Annotated in this window: 14 protein-coding genes; 2 read left to right on the top strand and 12 right to left on the bottom strand. The window is 71.5% G+C overall.

Annotated features, from left to right (window positions below; genetic code table 11):
* Window positions 1-139: 139 nt before the first annotated feature.
* The 4 genes from ABZU32_RS21465 to ABZU32_RS21450 form a co-directional block, all read right to left on the bottom strand.
* On the bottom strand, window positions 140-1,381 hold the full coding sequence (locus tag ABZU32_RS21465; protein ID WP_354924524.1) for a DUF6596 domain-containing protein: 1,242 nt from the start codon (window positions 1,379-1,381) through the stop codon (window positions 140-142).
* Window positions 1,363-1,740 (bottom strand): YciI family protein, encoded by a 378-nt coding sequence (locus tag ABZU32_RS21460; protein ID WP_354924522.1) that lies wholly within the window; start codon window positions 1,738-1,740, stop codon window positions 1,363-1,365. The genes ABZU32_RS21465 and ABZU32_RS21460 overlap by 19 nt, the downstream gene beginning before the upstream one ends.
* A 17-nt stretch (window positions 1,741-1,757) precedes the next feature.
* Window positions 1,758-2,336, bottom strand: a complete 579-nt coding sequence (locus ABZU32_RS21455) for a dihydrofolate reductase family protein (RefSeq protein WP_354924520.1) — start codon at window positions 2,334-2,336, stop codon at window positions 1,758-1,760.
* A gap of 104 nt (window positions 2,337-2,440) precedes the next feature.
* Window positions 2,441-3,649 (bottom strand): hypothetical protein, encoded by a 1,209-nt coding sequence (locus tag ABZU32_RS21450; protein ID WP_354924518.1) that lies wholly within the window; start codon window positions 3,647-3,649, stop codon window positions 2,441-2,443.
* Window positions 3,650-3,943: 294 nt separating this feature from the next.
* Here ABZU32_RS21450 and ABZU32_RS21445 point away from each other — a divergent pair, with 294 nt between their 5' ends.
* A complete protein-coding gene (locus ABZU32_RS21445; RefSeq protein ID WP_354924516.1) occupies window positions 3,944-4,873 on the top strand; it encodes a hypothetical protein in 930 nt (309 codons plus the stop codon).
* A gap of 189 nt (window positions 4,874-5,062) precedes the next feature.
* Here ABZU32_RS21445 and ABZU32_RS21440 read toward each other — a convergent pair whose 3' ends face one another.
* The 8 genes from ABZU32_RS21440 to ABZU32_RS21405 form a co-directional block, all read right to left on the bottom strand.
* The gene (locus tag ABZU32_RS21440; protein WP_354924514.1) at window positions 5,063-6,037 is read right to left on the bottom strand and encodes a xanthine dehydrogenase family protein subunit M; all 975 of its coding nucleotides are present in this window, start codon (window positions 6,035-6,037) and stop codon (window positions 5,063-5,065) included.
* On the bottom strand, window positions 6,034-8,385 hold the full coding sequence (locus ABZU32_RS21435; RefSeq protein WP_354924622.1) for a xanthine dehydrogenase family protein molybdopterin-binding subunit: 2,352 nt from the start codon (window positions 8,383-8,385) through the stop codon (window positions 6,034-6,036). The genes ABZU32_RS21440 and ABZU32_RS21435 overlap by 4 nt, the downstream gene beginning before the upstream one ends.
* Before the next feature lie 50 nt (window positions 8,386-8,435).
* A complete protein-coding gene (locus ABZU32_RS21430; protein WP_354837417.1) occupies window positions 8,436-8,924 on the bottom strand; it encodes a (2Fe-2S)-binding protein in 489 nt (162 codons plus the stop codon).
* A 253-nt stretch (window positions 8,925-9,177) separates the two neighbouring features.
* The gene (locus tag ABZU32_RS21425) at window positions 9,178-9,630 is read right to left on the bottom strand and encodes a nuclear transport factor 2 family protein (RefSeq protein ID WP_354924512.1); all 453 of its coding nucleotides are present in this window, start codon (window positions 9,628-9,630) and stop codon (window positions 9,178-9,180) included.
* Window positions 9,627-10,646 (bottom strand): pyridoxamine 5'-phosphate oxidase family protein, encoded by a 1,020-nt coding sequence (locus tag ABZU32_RS21420; protein ID WP_354924510.1) that lies wholly within the window; start codon window positions 10,644-10,646, stop codon window positions 9,627-9,629. The genes ABZU32_RS21425 and ABZU32_RS21420 overlap by 4 nt, the downstream gene beginning before the upstream one ends.
* Window positions 10,646-11,089, bottom strand: a complete 444-nt coding sequence (locus ABZU32_RS21415) for a VOC family protein (protein WP_354924508.1) — start codon at window positions 11,087-11,089, stop codon at window positions 10,646-10,648. Before ABZU32_RS21415 ends, ABZU32_RS21420 begins: the two co-directional genes overlap by 1 nt.
* 130 nt (window positions 11,090-11,219) lie before the next feature.
* Window positions 11,220-11,396 (bottom strand): hypothetical protein, encoded by a 177-nt coding sequence (locus ABZU32_RS21410; protein ID WP_354837409.1) that lies wholly within the window; start codon window positions 11,394-11,396, stop codon window positions 11,220-11,222.
* Window positions 11,386-13,347 (bottom strand): PspC domain-containing protein, encoded by a 1,962-nt coding sequence (locus tag ABZU32_RS21405; protein ID WP_354924505.1) that lies wholly within the window; start codon window positions 13,345-13,347, stop codon window positions 11,386-11,388. Before ABZU32_RS21405 ends, ABZU32_RS21410 begins: the two co-directional genes overlap by 11 nt.
* 186 nt (window positions 13,348-13,533) lie before the next feature.
* Here ABZU32_RS21405 and ABZU32_RS21400 point away from each other — a divergent pair, with 186 nt between their 5' ends.
* The gene (locus ABZU32_RS21400; protein WP_354924503.1) at window positions 13,534-14,721 is read left to right on the top strand and encodes a PspC domain-containing protein; all 1,188 of its coding nucleotides are present in this window, start codon (window positions 13,534-13,536) and stop codon (window positions 14,719-14,721) included.
* Window positions 14,722-14,723 lie beyond the last annotated feature (2 nt).

The raw sequence follows: 14,723 nt of genomic DNA, 5'->3' as shown, positions 1-14,723 counted from the left end.
TTGCGCCATTATGACCGTCCTCACCTACCTTGCTACCCCAGTGATTGGCCAGGCATCATCCGTCCCACCCCGTACACGGTCCACCGCGCCGCCCTGCCTTCTCCGCGCCGTACAGGTATCCGTCCTGGTGGAGGAGCGGTCAGCGGGACGTTTCCTTGGCCCGTCGTTCGAGGAAGGCCCGAACGGCCGGGTCCGTACTGAGGGTGGACGCCTGGGTGTAGGCCGCGACCGCGTCCTTGTGCCGGCCGAGCCGGGCGAGCAGGTCGCCGCGTACCGCGTGATAGGGCTGGAAGCGCTCCCGTTCGACGGGCAATGCCGCCAGCAGCGACAGGCCCGTCTGGGGTGAGCGGGTCCGGCCGATGACAGCGGCGTGGGCGACCCGGCTCCCCAGGCTTGGCGCGATCGCCACCAGAGCGGTGTACAGCGTGCACAGGGCGTCCCAATCGGTCGCGCCACTGCGGGCCCGATCGCAGTGGACGGCCTGGATCGCCGCCTCCAGTTGGAACCGCCCGGGCGCCTGGCCGGGCCGCTCGGCCCGGCGGAGGTAGGCCTCGCCCTCGGCGATGAGACGGCGGTCCCACCCGTCCGGGTCCTGGTCCTGTAACGGCAGATAGCGGTCGCCGGGAGCCGTGGCACGCGCCGAGGCCAGGGTGAGCAGCGCCGCCAGCGCCCACGCCTCGGGCTGGTCGCCGAGCAGCTTCGCGGTCGTGACGGCCAGGTACCGGGCCTCTCCCGCGGGCGACGTCCCCTCGCCCCGCTCCGCGAAGGTCAGCGCGTAGCAGGCGTAAACCGCCTCCAGCACCGACGGCAGCCGTTCGGGCATCGCCTGCCGCCCGGGAACGGCGAAGGGAATCCGGGCGTCCTTGATCCGCCGCTTGGCCCGCACCAGTCGTTGCGACATCGCCCCGGCGGGCACGGCGAAGGCCCGCGCGATCTGGGCGGAGTCGAACCCGAGCACGGCCTGCAGCATCAGCGGGGTACGGACGCCGGCGGCGATGGCCGGGTGCGCGCAGACGAACAGCAGGGCCAGTCGCCGGTCGGGGATCCGGCCCGGGTCGAGATCGTCCAGCTGCCGGACGGCGTCGGCACCGATGTCCGTGGCCGTCTCCAGCGGCTGGTTGCGACGGTGCGCGGCGGACCTCCACAGATCTCGCTGCCGGTTGCGTGCGACCGTCAGCAGCCAGCCTTCGGGGTTGTCCGGCACACCGTCGCGCGGCCAGGTGATCAGAGCCTGCTCGAAGGCCTGCGCCAGGGTGTCCTCGGCGAGTTGGAGATCGCCGGTCGGAGCGGCCAGCAGGGCGACCAGCCGGCCATAAGACGCCCGTGCGGTGCGCTCGGCGACGTGCGCGGCCGTCTCACCGGTCACGACGACGCGACCCACGTCCCGGCCTCGATGTGCACCGCACCGGGCCGGACCTCGACGGTGCCCCACGACAGCGGCGGCGCCTGCCGCGCCCACTCCAGGGCGGCGTCCAGATCCGGCACGTCGATGACGATCACGCCCCCGAGTTGCTCCTTGGTGTCGGCGAACGGCCCGTCCTGGATCCGCGGCTCCCCGTCGACGAGCGTGAGCGTGGTCGAACCGGTCGACGGCCGCAGCACCTGGCCGCTCACCAGGATGCCGGCCTGCTCCAGTGTCGCGGCGTAAGCGGCCATGGCCCGCATCCCCGCGGCCATCGCCTCGGCCCCGATCGTCTCCTCGCTCGCCTCGCTGTAATGGAACAGCAGCATGTACCGCATATCCCGATCCTCCCTCGTCACTTGACCCGGTAGCGTGCGATGACCACTCCGGTCGTGGAGGTCGTCGCCTCCTGAAGTATCAGGTCGGTCCGTTCCCCCTCGCCGAACAGGCGCGTCCCCGAACCGAGCACGATCGGGTGGATCAGCAGGACGTACTCCTCGACCAGGCCGGCCGCATGCAGTGAGCGCACCAGTTCACCGCTGCCCAGCACCCTGATCACGCCGTCGGTACGGCCCTTGAGCCGTGCGACGGTGTCGGCCGCATCCCCCGCCAGCAGCGTGGAGTTGGGATAGGCGAGTTCGGTGCGCGCCTGGCGGGAGGCGACGTACTTGGGCGAGTTCACCAGCACCTCGGTGAACGGGTTGGGGTCGGTCACCGAGGTCCAGTATCCCAGCAGGTCGTCGTACGAACGGCGCCCGAAGAGCATCGCCGTGGCCCTGTCCATCCGCCCGACGAACTTCCCGATCACCTCGTCGGTGTACCCGATGCCCCAGCCGCCGTGCCGGAATCCACCCCTGGTGTCCTCCTCCGCCCGGCCCGGCCCCTGCATGACGCCGTCCGCACAGACGTTCGCGAAAACGCTGATCGTGCCCACCTCGAACTCCTCATCTCGTGATCGTCCAGGCCGCGGCCATGCGCGACATGGTGATGACGAGGTCGGGAGGGCAGGACAGACAGTGCGCGAACGCGCCTTCGGGCTCAGGCGGCCGACCAGGAAAGCAGGGTTCCGAGGACGGCGAGGGCGGCGTTGACGGAGATGGTCACCCCGTGGCGCAGGGCGAGGCCGAGGTACTGCAGCAGGGCCGTGGCCTCGGGGCGGAACCAGGCCGCGGCGGCGAGGGCGACCATGGCGGCGAGCTGGGCGAACGCGAACGCGGAGGCGGCGAAGTAGACCCCGTTCAGCCGGGCGACGATCGTGGTGAGCGAGGACGCCATGCGCTGTGCCCGGTCCGCGAAGGCCGTCCCGTCCGCGACGAACGCCGCGAACCTTCGCTCGGCGGCCGTGCTCGCCTCTCCGGTCCAGTCGGGGAACAGCGAGGAGCGGATCGCGGGCATCCACTCCGAGAAGATCGTCCGTGCCACCGCCGCCGTCCCGTGCCAGGAGCCGATGGCCGCGTCGATCGTCTCGTCGGACATGACCACCGCGTTGGCCGTCCAGAGCATCGACGCGGCCGCGGCGGCGAGGGAGAACGAACCCGTCTTGCGCAGGATGGCGTCGGTCCGCCGGCTCAGCTTGGCGAGGTCGGAGACGCGGTCCTCCGCGACGATCTGCCTCTCCAGCGTGCGGCCCAGCGGTTTGTCCATGCCCGACTCGCCGAAGTCGTTGAACCTGGTCTCCGCGAGGACCGCGTCGTCCGGATGCATGAACGCCTTGCTGAAGTCCAGATCTCTCTGGGCTCCCCACACCTTGAGCGCCTGTTCCAGCGCCGTGTCCAGCTCGGCGCTCACCGAGCGTGCGGCGGCGCGCGCCTCGCCCAGCCTGCCGTCCACGAGGGAGCGCGCGACGTGACCGGTCACCCAGGTGGCGGGGAAGACTCCGACTCCCATGGCCTCGGCCGTCCGGCCGGCCACGGGGACGGCGCCCGTGGCCCGCGCCTCGGCGGCCCTCTCGATCGCGGAGAGGTTGGCCACCTCGGCGGACACGTAGCCGACGGCGCTCTTGCCGAGCGTCCGCGCCAGCGTCGCCGCCTCTCCCGCCAGGCCCGTCATCGCGGTGCCCGCCTCGGAGCAGCCGTCGTTGTAGCGGGCGCACGCCGGGGCGCCGATCACGCCCAACGCCAGGGAAGGCAGGTGACAGTGCCGGTCGATCAGCACTCGTACCTGTTCGAGGTGGGCGGCGACCTCCTCCATGCTCACCGCAGTCGAGGCCAGCGCCTTGGAAGCGACCTGTAACGGTACTTCGACCATGCCGCCGTCCCCCGTAAGTGATCTACGTCTCCCCGGGCAACGTACCGGCCGCTCAATGACCGGCGAACCATCCCCAAATGAATTCCCGGTGGCCCACCCACGTCGCCCGCCCATCCCCACGCAGGGGAGACCTCTGCCGGTCCGGCCGGCCGGGCCTGATCCGGAACTCCGCAGGCCTGCTTTGCTGCCCTCGATAACGCGATAAATGCTATTCGGGACGTTGGTCGAGCGGGTTATGTCCAGTATTGATGCAAAGTTTTGGTCAGGCTTTGGTGGGGATGTAATGTCGCTGCCGTGCCTTCCCAAGAACACGAGGCGCTGATCCTGCTTTTCCGAAATCGTCCGGCATTGGCAGCCGAGCTGCTGGGCGATGGATTCGGTATGGAAATGCCGGAATACAGCGAGGTAAGAATCGAGTCGGGTGACCTCACCGAGTGCCCGCCGGTGGAGTACCAGGCGGACGCCGTCGTGGTGCTCTCGTCGGGTGCGTCGCCGGTGCTGGCGGTGGTGGTGGAGGTCCAGCGTGGCCGTGACCCGCACAAGCGGTGGAGCTGGCCGGTGTACCTGGCGTCGGTGCGGGCTCGGGCGCGCTGCCCGGCGATTCTCCTGGTGGTGTGCACCGAAGCCCCGATCGCGCAGTGGTGCGCGGCACCGATCGACATGGGCCATCCCGGCTGGCGGCTCACCCCCACGGTCGCCGGTCCGGCGACCGTTCCGGTGGTGACCGATCCGTCCGAGGCGGTTCGCGCACCGGAGCTGGCGGTGTTGTCGGCGGTCGCCCACGGGGGTGACATCGAAGCGCAGCCGATCATGGATGCGTTGTTCGCGGCCTTGGCCACCATCGACGCGGATCAGGCACGGCTGTACGCTGATTTCGTCCTGATGATGCTCCCCGAGGTGGCTCGCAAACATATGGAGGAATTAATGGCTACCGGGACTTACGAGTACCAAAGCGACTTCGCGCGGCAATACGTCGCCGAAGGTCGGGCTGAGGGTAGGGCTGAGGGCCGCGCGGAGGGGAAAGCCGAGGGCCGGGCCGAAGGGAAGATCGAGGGCCGGGCCGAAGGGAAGGCCGAGGCGGTCCTGATTCTGCTCGGTACGCGGGGGGTCGCGGTCTCCGAGGAGGCCCGGGGACGCATCCTCGGTTGTACGGAGGCGGCCCGGCTCGATGTCTGGATCCAGCGTGCGGCCACCGCCGATGCCATCGACGACCTGTTCGCCTGATGGTCGTCCTTCAGCGTCGGCCTTCCTGACCGCTCTTCCGCGTCTGGTCTCCTGGTGGTTCCCCGCTTCGTCAACGCTGCTCCCCGAAGAGATGGAGACGTCGGTGAGGGGGTGGCTGAGGCGGCCCAGGGCGTCGCCGAGTGGGGCGCCGCATCGTTGGGGTGGGATGCGGCGCCCGTGGTGCCGGGGTCAGACGGTGGCGGCGGCTGTCAGGAGGGCTCTGTGGGTGAGGACGCCGGCCAGGTGCCTGCGGTAGTCGGGGGTGGCGTGGAGGTCGGTGGGCGGTGAGGTGCCGTCGGCCGCCGCCGAGGCGGCCTGGCGGAGGGCGTCGCCGGCGTGGGCGCCGTCAGCACAGTGGGCGCCGGGCCGGCCGGAGCCGTTGGTTCGGTTGGAGCCGTTGCCGTTCGCTGTGGGACCGTAGGAGGAGCCGTTCAGTTCGAGGCCCGGGACGGCCGTCTCGACGGCGGTGGCGCGGACCGGGGTCGGGCCCATGTTGGTCAGGCCGATCCTGGCCTCCTCGACCCGGCGGGGCTCGCCGCCCGTGCCGCCGGAGACGCGCACGGCCGCCGCGACGCCGACGATGGCCCACGACTGGGCGGTGCGGTGGAACTTCTCGTAGTGGAAGCCCCAACCCTCGCCCAGCTTGGGCACCCGCACCGCGGCCAGGATGTCGCCGGGCTCAAGAGCCGTCTCCAGGTAGTCGAGGAAGAAGTCGCGGGCCGCCACCACCCGCTCGCCGGACGCGGAGTGGACCAGGAACTCCATGTCCAGGGCCAGGGCCACCGCGGGCAGGTCGCCGGCCGGGTCCCCGTGGGCGAGCGAGCCGCCGAACGTGCCGCGGTGACGCACCGCCGGGTCGGCGACGGTGGCGGCCGCGAGCGCCAGCAGCGGGCACTCGGCGTTGACGATGGGCGAGCGGACCACCTCGTCATGGGTGGTCGTGGCGCCGATCAGCACGTGGCCGTCCTCGTCGCGGACGCCGTGCAGTTCGGCGAGGCGTCCGACGTCGACCAGCACGCTCGGATAGGCCAGCCGGAGCCGGAGCAGCGGCAGCAGCGACTGCCCGCCGGACAGCACCTTGGCGTCCTCTCCGGCGTCGGCGAGCACCGAGACGGCCTCGTCGAGCGAGGAGGGACGGACGTAGTCGAACGGCGCCGGAATCATGAGGTGCCTCCCTGGAGGGCGCGCCAGACGCGTTCGGGGGTGCAGGGCATGGGGACGTCGTTCACGCCGTACGGGCGGAGCGCGTCGACGATCGCGTTCACCACGGCCGGGGTCGAGGCGATCGTTCCCGCCTCGCCGACGCCCTTGACGCCGAGCGGGTTGCTCGTGGCCGGCGTCTCGGTGCGTTCGGTGATGAAGTCGGGCAGGTCGGCCGCCGACGGCACCAGGTAGTCGGCCATGGTCGTGGTGAGCAGGTTCCCCTCGGCGTCGTAGACGGCCTCCTCGAACAGCGCCTGCGCGATGCCCTGGGCGAGGCCGCCGTGCACCTGTCCCTCGACGATCAGCGGGTTCACGACCTTGCCCACGTCGTCCACCGCGACGTACGACCGGATCTTCGTGGCGCCGGTCTCGGTGTCGACCTCGATGGCGCACAGGTGCGTCCCGTGCGGGAAGGAGAAGTTCTCCGGGTCGAACGTCGCGTCGGAGTCCAGGCTGGGCTCGACCCCGTCGGGCAGGTCGTGCGCGGCGAAGGCCGCCAGCGCGATCTCCTGGATGGTTTTGCCCGCGTCGGTGCCGCGCACCTTGAACCTCCCGCCGTCGAACTCGACGTCGTCGGCGGAGGCCTCCAGCAGGTGGGCGGCGATGTGCCGGGCCTTATCCTTGACCTTCTCGCACGCCTGGACGACGGCGACGCCGCCGACGGCCAGCGAGCGCGAGCCGTAGGTGTCCATGCCCTTGTGCGAGATCGCCGTGTCCCCGTGCAGGACCGAGACGTCCTCGAACGGCACGCCGAGCGCGTCGGCGACGATCTGGCTCCAGGCCGTCTCGTGTCCCTGCCCGTGTGGGCTGGCGCCCGTGACGACCTCCACCCTGCCGGTCGGCAGCATGCGGACGGAGGCGTGCTCCCACCCGCCGGCGCCGTAGCTCAGCGAGCCGAGGACCCGGCTCGGGGCCAGGCCGCACATCTCGGTGAAGGTGGAGACGCCGATGCCGAGCTGGACCGGGTCGCCGCGGTCGCGCCGGTCGACCTGTTCGGCCCGCAGCTTGTCGTAGCCGAACAGGGCGAGCGCCCTGTCGGTGGCCGCCTCGTAGTTCCCGGAGTCGTAGGTGAGCCCGGCGATCGTGGTGTACGGGAACTCCTCGTGGGTGATCCAGTTGCGCCGCCGCACCTCGATCGGGTCAAGGGACAGTTCGGCGGCCAGCTCGTCCATGAGCCGTTCGACGGCGAACGTCGCCTCCGGCCGGCCCGCGCCGCGGTAGGCGTCGGTCGGCATCTTGGTGGTGAACACGCCCGTGCAGGTGAAGTCGTAGGCGTCCATCTTGTAGATGCCGTTGTACATGAACGCGCCGAGGATCGGGATTCCCGGCGTGACCAGCATCAGGTACGCGCCCATGTCGGCCAGCAGGTCCACCCGCATGCCGCGCAGCCGCCCGTCGGCGTCGGCGGCGAGGGAGACCCGCTGGAGCTGGTCGCGGCCGTGGTGCACGGTCAGGTTGCCCTCCGAGCGCGACTCGGTCCACTTGACCGGCTTGCCGAGGCGCCTGGTGAGCAGCAGGAGCAGGACCTCCTCGGCGGTGACCTGCAGCTTGGAGCCGAAGCCGCCGCCCACGTCCGGCGCGACCACGCGGAGCTTGTGCTCGGGGATGCCGGTGACCTGGGCCAGCATGATGCGCAGGATGTGCGGGATCTGGGTGGCCGAGTGGAGGGTGAAGTGGTCGCCGTCGGTCTGGGCGACGACGGCCCGCGGTTCCATGGCCGTCGGGATGAGCCGCTGCTGGACGAAGGTCCGCTCGATCACCACGGGCGCGTCGCGGAAGGCCGCGTCGATGTCGCCCTCGGCGTACTTCCAGGTGTAGGCGCGGTTGCCGGCCTCGTGGACCTTGGGGCCGCCGTCCTTGAGCGCCTCGGTCATGTCCAGCACCGGGGGCAGCGGCTCGTAGTCGATCTCGATGGCCTCCAGCGCGTCGTTGGCCTTGTACCGGTCGGTGGCGACGACGCAGGCGACCGCCTCGCCCGCGTACCGCACCTCGTCCACGGCCATCGGCGGGTGGTCGGGGATGACGATGTCCTCGGTGACCGGCCAGGCGCACGGCAGGGTGCCCTGCTCGCCCGCGAAGTCGCGCCCGCTGAAGGCGGCGATCACCCCGGGCATGCTCCGCGCGGCCGAGGTGTCGACGCCGGTGATGCGCGCGTGCGCCATCGGGCTGCGCAGGAACGCCACGTGCAGCATGCCGGGGAGCTGGATGTTGTCGGTCCACTGGGTGCGGCCGGTGACCAGCCGCGCGTCCTCCTTGCGCCTGCGGGCGGCGCCCACCTCGTGCCGGTCGGGGGCGGGCTCGCCGAGCATGTCGCTTTCGGCGATCTTCTGGGCGACGAGGCCGGCGTCGAGCTCCTCGGTCATCTGCCGCTCACCGCTTCCTGGTCGCTCATGCTCTGCGCGCCCCGCCGTACGGCGCGGACGATGTTGCAGTAGCCGGTGCAGCGGCACAGGTTGCCCTCCAGGCCGTCGCGGATGGCCTCGTCGGAGGGGTCGGGGTCGTCCTTCAGCAGGTCGATGGCCGCCATGATCATGCCGGGTGTGCAGTAGCCGCACTGGAGGGCGTGCTCCTCGTGGAAGGCCCGCTGCATGGGGTGCCACCGCTCGCCCTCGGCCAGGCCCTCGACGGTCAGCACGTCGCATCCGTCGGACTGGACGGCGAGCACCGAGCAGCTCTTGGCGCTCCTGCCGTCGAGCATGACGGTGCAGGCGCCGCAGTTGCCGGTGTCGCAGCCGATCGGTGTCCCGGTCTTCCCCAGCCGGTCGCGAAGGAGGTGGACCAGGAGCAGGCGTGGCTCGACATCCTCCTCGTACTTGACGCCGTCGACGGTGAGGTTGATACGGGTCATTGGTCCTCCAAGCGCGCTGGCTGCTTGAACTATTGCCGTGCGCCGACCTGTGCGAACATCGCCGGACCTCGCGGGAGGTGCCGTCCCCGGCCGGCGGCCGGAGGCGCCCCCCTGCGGGGGAGGCGGTGGGTGGCGAGCGCACTAACGGTGAGAGGAGTGGATGGAGTGAGAACCGACAAATGCGAACGTACGCCCCTGATGTGGCCGGTCAACCCCTCGGGCGTCGAAACACCGCTCCCGGCGGTCGCGACGGTCAGGCGAGGGGGAACGGGCGGCCGTGCTCCTCCGCGGGACGGGGGCCGAAGATGCGGCGCTCCTCCTCGCCGATCGGCAGATCGTTGATGCTCGCCTCGCGGCGGCGCATCAGGCCCTCGGCGTCGAACTCCCAAAGCTCGTTGCCGTAGGAACGCCACCACTGGCCGGCGGCGTCGCGGCACTCGTACTGGAACCGCACGGCGATGCGGTCGCCGGTGAAGGCCCACAGTTCCTTGCGCAGGGCGTAGTCCAGTTCGCCGGACCACTTCCGGGTGAGGAATCCGACGATCTCCTCCCGGCCGGTCACGAACTCCGACCGGTTGCGCCAGACCGAGTCCTCGGTGTAGGCGAGGGCCACCTTCCGCGGGTCACGGGTGTTCCACGCGTCCTCCGCGGCCTGGACCTTGATGCGCGCGCTCTCCTCGTCGAAGGGCGGTACAGGAGGTTTCATCGCGACGGTCCTTCCTCGTGCCGGACGGGGAGCGGAGGGTTGAACGGAGAGGCCTCGACGAACCGCCACGGCGCGGGCACCTCCCCCGCCATCTCCACGACCTCCTCCACCTCGAAGGCGATCTCTCCGGCCTCGCCGCCGCCGGGCGTGGCCCGGCCGGTGATCCGGAGCCCTCCTCCACTCTCCCAGTCGGGGAACAGCAGGCCGCAGGCAGGGTTGAGCCGCAGGTTCCCGAGCGTCATGAACATGAAGTTGCCCGGGTACTCCCGCCATGCCAGCCGCCGCTCGTCCAGCACGCGGACGAACCCGGGCGCGCCGCCCCGGTGGGAGGCGTCGGAGCCCAGCCCGTCGACGTGGGTGGCGATGAAGAAGGTGTCGGCCGTGCCGATCCACCGGCGCTGCGCGGCCGTGAGCGCCCGGCCGGCACCGAGCAGGCGGGACGGCCCGGACGGAGCGGGCGGCCCGGTTACCCCGGACGGCCTCGACGGCTCGGACGGTTCGGTCACCCCGGACGGCTCGGATCGCTCGACCGGCTCGGAGGGCTCGGATACCCCGGACGGCTCGGACGGCCGCGCCGGGCCGAAGGCGGGCTCGCGGCGCTGGATGTACTTGGGGCAGTTGGAGTACACCTGCTCGGTACGGACGACCAGGCGGTCTCCCTCGCGCCGGGCTCGGCCGTTCACGCGCATGCGGCGGCGCGTGGCGGGGTCGATGGCGATGACGCCGATATCGCGCCCGTCCTGTCCGGCCTCGTCGAACAGCCCGGCCAGGGGCCCGGTGGGCAGCGCGCCGATGAGGAGGTGCCGCTCGTCCGGCGCGTCGGCGAATCCCTCGGGCCCGGTGAGCGCGCTCGCCCAGACCCGTCCCTGGTCGTCCGGGGTCGCGATCACGAGCATGCGCTGGTCGCGGAGGAAGGCGCCCGCTACGTCGGGGATCTCCGGACGCGCCCGGGCCGACCCCAGGGGCCTGGTCATGCCGGCCCGGCGCTGGAGCAGCAGCTCCCCCGGGTGCTCCATTAGAAGAATCCGCAGGTGGGAGCGTCGGCGACCGGGGCTTTGAGGTCCTCGGCGCCGGTGGGGGAGGAGATCTCCACGCGGATGCCGTCGGGGTCCTCGAAGAACACGCCGCCGGACGGCCTTCCCTCGCTGTGCGGGACGGGCCCGTCGTAGGCGAACCGCACGCCGATCTCCTTGAGGGTGGCCTCCGCCCGGCGCACCGCGTCCATGTCGGGCACCTGGAAGGCCAGGTGGTGCAGGCCCGGCGAGGTGGTCGGGAAGCGGCCCTCGCTCTGCTGCCAGAGCGTCAGCGCCGTCCGGCCGTCGCGGCCCAGGGAGGCGTACCGCCGGTCGTCCTCGGTCGACTCCTTGAGCAGTTCGAACCCGAGGAGGCGCAGGTAGAACCGCTTGCTGCGCTCGAGGTCCGTCACGTTGAGCCCTACATGCCCGATCTGGAAGGTCATGCGCCCTCTCCCTTCGCCCATCCTTGTCAACGGTAAAAACAGATGCATCCGTTAGAGGACGGGGCAGAGCCTACCTAACGGATAATCTCGATTCAATCCGTTAGGTAGCGAGGTGAGGGGGCACCCGGCGTCAGCGCTTGCGGAAGGCCTTGCTGAGGACGCCGACGAAGCCGGCCAGGCCGAGGCCGAAGATGACGATGGGCGCCATGACCATCACGTCGGGCACGGGCGCGATCACGAAGCGGATGCCGACGCCGACGAACAGCAGCCCCGCGAGCAGCGACAACCAGTCGGTCCTATGCCGCACGGCTGACCTCCACATCTCCGATGCCGGCCTTGACGTGCAGTTCGATGACCGGGACCGTCCCCGCGGAGGTGACGTCCGGCTCGATCACCTTGTCATGGTGGACGTCGGCGCCGCCCTGCACCACGTGCTCGATCTTGACGTCACCGAGCCGGGTGTAGCCGAAGACCTTCACGCGCGCGGTGCGGGGCACGATGACCTTGAGCTCGCCGACGGACACCGAGGCGTCGAAGCGGGTGCTCGAGCCGGGCGGGAACTTGGTGTCCCGCAGGTCGAGCGTCCCGTCGCCGATGCCCACCGAGTAGGTGCGCACGGCCTGCGAGCTGTCGACCGGCTCCCAGGTGTAGCTGCCGATCTTCTTCGGGATCCCGTTCACGGTCGATCCGGCCACGAGGAGGAAAGAGATGATCGTTCCGGTCGCCACCAGGCCCGCTCCCCGGCCGAACCAGGTCGCGACCAGCAGCCCGGCGCCGATGGTGATGAGGACCGCGCCGCCGATGACCGGCGCGTTGAGCGAACTGGAGGATGACTGCGTGGCAACCATGATCCCTCCGACCATGAAGGCGATGAACACGGTGACCGCGCCGATGAACGACTTCGGCCGGTCGCGCCGCGCCGTGCGGGCGGGCGGCGTGTTGCCGTAGACCCAGGCGGGCGGCTCGTACTGGCGCTGCGAGTCGTACGGGCGGTAGGGGCCGCGCGGCGCGAACGGCTCACCCGAGCTGTCGAACCCGCCGCCCGCGGGCCGCCGGTCCCCATAGCGGGAGCCGGCCGAGCCCGCCGGGGAGCCGTACCGGGCCGATCGGCCGGTGGAGGAGCCGTACCGGGCCGATTCGTGGCCGGCAGGGGAACCGGAGGCGGCGCGCGCCTCCTCGGCCAGGTCGGCGAGGCGCCGGTACGGGCCGTGCGCGTCAGGGGCCGGCGCGGGACCGGAGTCCGCGGGCGCGCCGGAAGCCGGAGGGGGGAACGCGGCGGAGGCCGGAGGAGGGGCGTCCGCCGGCGACGCCTGGACCCGCGTCACGTCGGCGGACCCACCCGCGGGAAGGGTCTCGCTGAGCCGCGGCCCGGAGCCGTCCGCGGGAAGGGTTTCGCCGAGCCGCGTTCCGGCCGACCCGTCCGCGGGGAGCGTCTCGGCCGGGGACGCGTCCGAACGGCCGTCCGTGGGAAGCGTCTCGCCGGGAGAGGCACCGGAGAGCGAGGTGTCCGCGGGCATGGCGGACGCGGCGCGTGCCGCACCCGGAGCGGGCGGAGCGGGCGGCGCCCCCGGAGCCGGCGGAGCGTATGAGGCATACCGGTCGTCGGTCGGCGGACCGTACGGGTCGCGCGCGGACGCGCCGTACGGGTCGTACGGGTCGCCGGTGGCGGCGGTGGCGGCGGTGGCGGCGGTGGCGGCGGTGCGCTGAGCGTACGGGTCGCCGGCGGGCGGGGCCGCCGCGCCGGGGCCGCCGGCGAACGGGGTGGGCGGGAAGGGCGGGGGGCCGCCGAACGGGTGGCCGAGCCAGCTGTCGGGCGCCGGCCGGGTGCCCTTCTTGCCCCTGACCCGCTCGGGCAGGCTGCGCGCCATCGCCAGCAGGTCGACCCCGCGGGCGTGCGCCGCGAGCAGGGTGATGGCCAGCAGGGTGCCGACCACGACGGTGGCGGTGCTGATGCCGCCCGCCGCCAGGTTGATGATCAGGCCGAGCGCGAAGATCGCCGCGAGCAGCGCCATCACCGTCTCGGTGTCGAAGACCCTGCGGCTCCACTGCTCGACGTACCCCGGCCCGCCGTTCGTGCTCCTCATCAGCAGGAACGCCGCGACGTACAGCATGATGCCGATGCCGGAGCCGATGACCAGCGCGGCGAAGCCCACGCGGAAGATCACCGGGTCCATGCCGGTGTAGCGGCCCAGGCCGGCGCACACGCCCGTGAGCATGCGTCCCTCGTCGCTACGCTGGAGTACGCGCTCCTCGTTCACAGGTGCGAAGCTACCTGGCTCCATCGTCGTATCGGGACCGCGTGCGTCGTTCATGGCTCCATCGTGGCCGCGCGCCCGCGTCGCCCACCATCGGGGAGACCCCTGACTCGTCCCGGAGCACTCAGGGCAGGAGTCAGGGAGCGCCCTGATGCGTTCCTTCCCTTCACGTGTGACGATGCTCGAGAGATGTCTGAGACCCCCACCATTCCCGAGGCCTACCCCCGCCTGGTCCGTCCGCTCCGCGGCCGGCTCGTCGCGGGCGTCGCCCAGGGTGCCGCCGCCCAGCTGAAGCTTGACCCGGTCGTGCTGAGGCTCGCCTTCGTGCTGCTCAGCGTCCTGGACGGGCTCGGCGTCCTGGCGTACGCCGCGCTTTGGATGTTCACTCCACACGAGCCCCACGAGGGCGAGGCGCCCAGCCGCGACTGGGGCCAGATCGCCGCCTACGCCGTGCTGGGCATGGCGCTGACGGCCTTCGGCTGGCTCACCGGCGCCTCCACCGGCGGCGTCGGCACCTGGTCGATCGCGGTGGGCGGCATCGGCACGCTCATCTTGTTCCAGCAGGCCGAGCCCGGCCGCCGCCAGCGCTGGATGACCGACGCGGTCCGCCAGGTGCGCCGCTCGTGGATCCGCACCGGCATCGGGCTGCTGCTGGTGGTCAGCGGCGCGATCGGCTTCCTGGCCGCCCAGGGCAAGCTCGCCGAGGCGCGTCCCGGCCTGGTCTTCACCGCCGTCGTGGTGGGCGGCATCGCGCTCATCGCGGCCCCCTGGCTGACCGCGCTGTGGAAGGAACTGCAGAAGGAGCGCCGCGAGCGCATCCGGCAGGAGGAGCGCGCCGAGATGGCCGCGCACGTCCACGACTCGGTGCTGCACACGCTGACGCTCATCCAGCGCACCGCGGGCGATCCGTTCGAGGTGACCCGCCTGGCCCGCTCGCAGGAACGCGAGCTGCGCAACTGGCTGTACCAGCCCAAGGCCGACGCCGACGCCACCATGGCCGCCGCCGTGCGCCGCGTGGCGGCCGAGATCGAGGACGAGCACGGCGTGCCCATCGAGATCGTCTGCGTCGGCGACTGCGACCTGGACAACGGGCTGCGCGCGATGCTCCAGGCCGTGCGGCAGGCGATGGTGAACGCCGCCAAGTACTCCGAGGCGGCGGTGATATCCGTGTACACCGAGGTCGAGCCCGGCGAGGTCACCGTGTTCGTCAGGGACCGCGGCAAGGGTTTCAATATGGACGACGTGCCCGACGACCGCATGGGCATCCGCCAGTCGATCATCGGCCGGATGGAGCGCCACGGCGGCGGCGCCCGGGTCAAGACCGAGCCGGGCGAGGGCACCGAGGTGATGTTGACGATGAAACGGGAGCAGTCGTGATC

Origin of the sequence: Sphaerisporangium sp. NPDC005288 (assembly GCF_040607475.1) — a bacterium.
GTDB classification, from domain to species: Bacteria; Actinomycetota; Actinomycetes; order Streptosporangiales; family Streptosporangiaceae; genus Sphaerisporangium; species Sphaerisporangium rhizosphaerae.
Note: the sequence above shows the minus strand (reverse complement) of the source record. Positions and strands in the feature narration are given on the sequence as shown.

What these genes read in the sequence shown, in the direction of transcription:
- ABZU32_RS21440 (WP_354924514.1), bottom strand. Translation starts at nt 6,037, where the DNA reads ATGATTCCGGCGCCGTTCGACTACGTCCGTCCCTCCTCGCTCGACGAG.
- ABZU32_RS21450 (WP_354924518.1), bottom strand. Translation starts at nt 3,649, where the DNA reads ATGGTCGAAGTACCGTTACAGGTCGCTTCCAAGGCGCTGGCCTCGACT.
- ABZU32_RS21460 (WP_354924522.1), bottom strand. Translation starts at nt 1,740, where the DNA reads ATGCGGTACATGCTGCTGTTCCATTACAGCGAGGCGAGCGAGGAGACG.
- ABZU32_RS21415 (WP_354924508.1), bottom strand. Translation starts at nt 11,089, where the DNA reads ATGACCTTCCAGATCGGGCATGTAGGGCTCAACGTGACGGACCTCGAG.
- ABZU32_RS21435 (WP_354924622.1), bottom strand. Translation starts at nt 8,385, where the DNA reads ATGCTCGGCGAGCCCGCCCCCGACCGGCACGAGGTGGGCGCCGCCCGC.
- ABZU32_RS21425 (WP_354924512.1), bottom strand. Translation starts at nt 9,630, where the DNA reads ATGAAACCTCCTGTACCGCCCTTCGACGAGGAGAGCGCGCGCATCAAG.
- ABZU32_RS21420 (WP_354924510.1), bottom strand. Translation starts at nt 10,646, where the DNA reads ATGGAGCACCCGGGGGAGCTGCTGCTCCAGCGCCGGGCCGGCATGACC.
- ABZU32_RS21400 (WP_354924503.1), top strand. Translation starts at nt 13,534, where the DNA reads ATGTCTGAGACCCCCACCATTCCCGAGGCCTACCCCCGCCTGGTCCGT.
- ABZU32_RS21430 (WP_354837417.1), bottom strand. Translation starts at nt 8,924, where the DNA reads ATGACCCGTATCAACCTCACCGTCGACGGCGTCAAGTACGAGGAGGAT.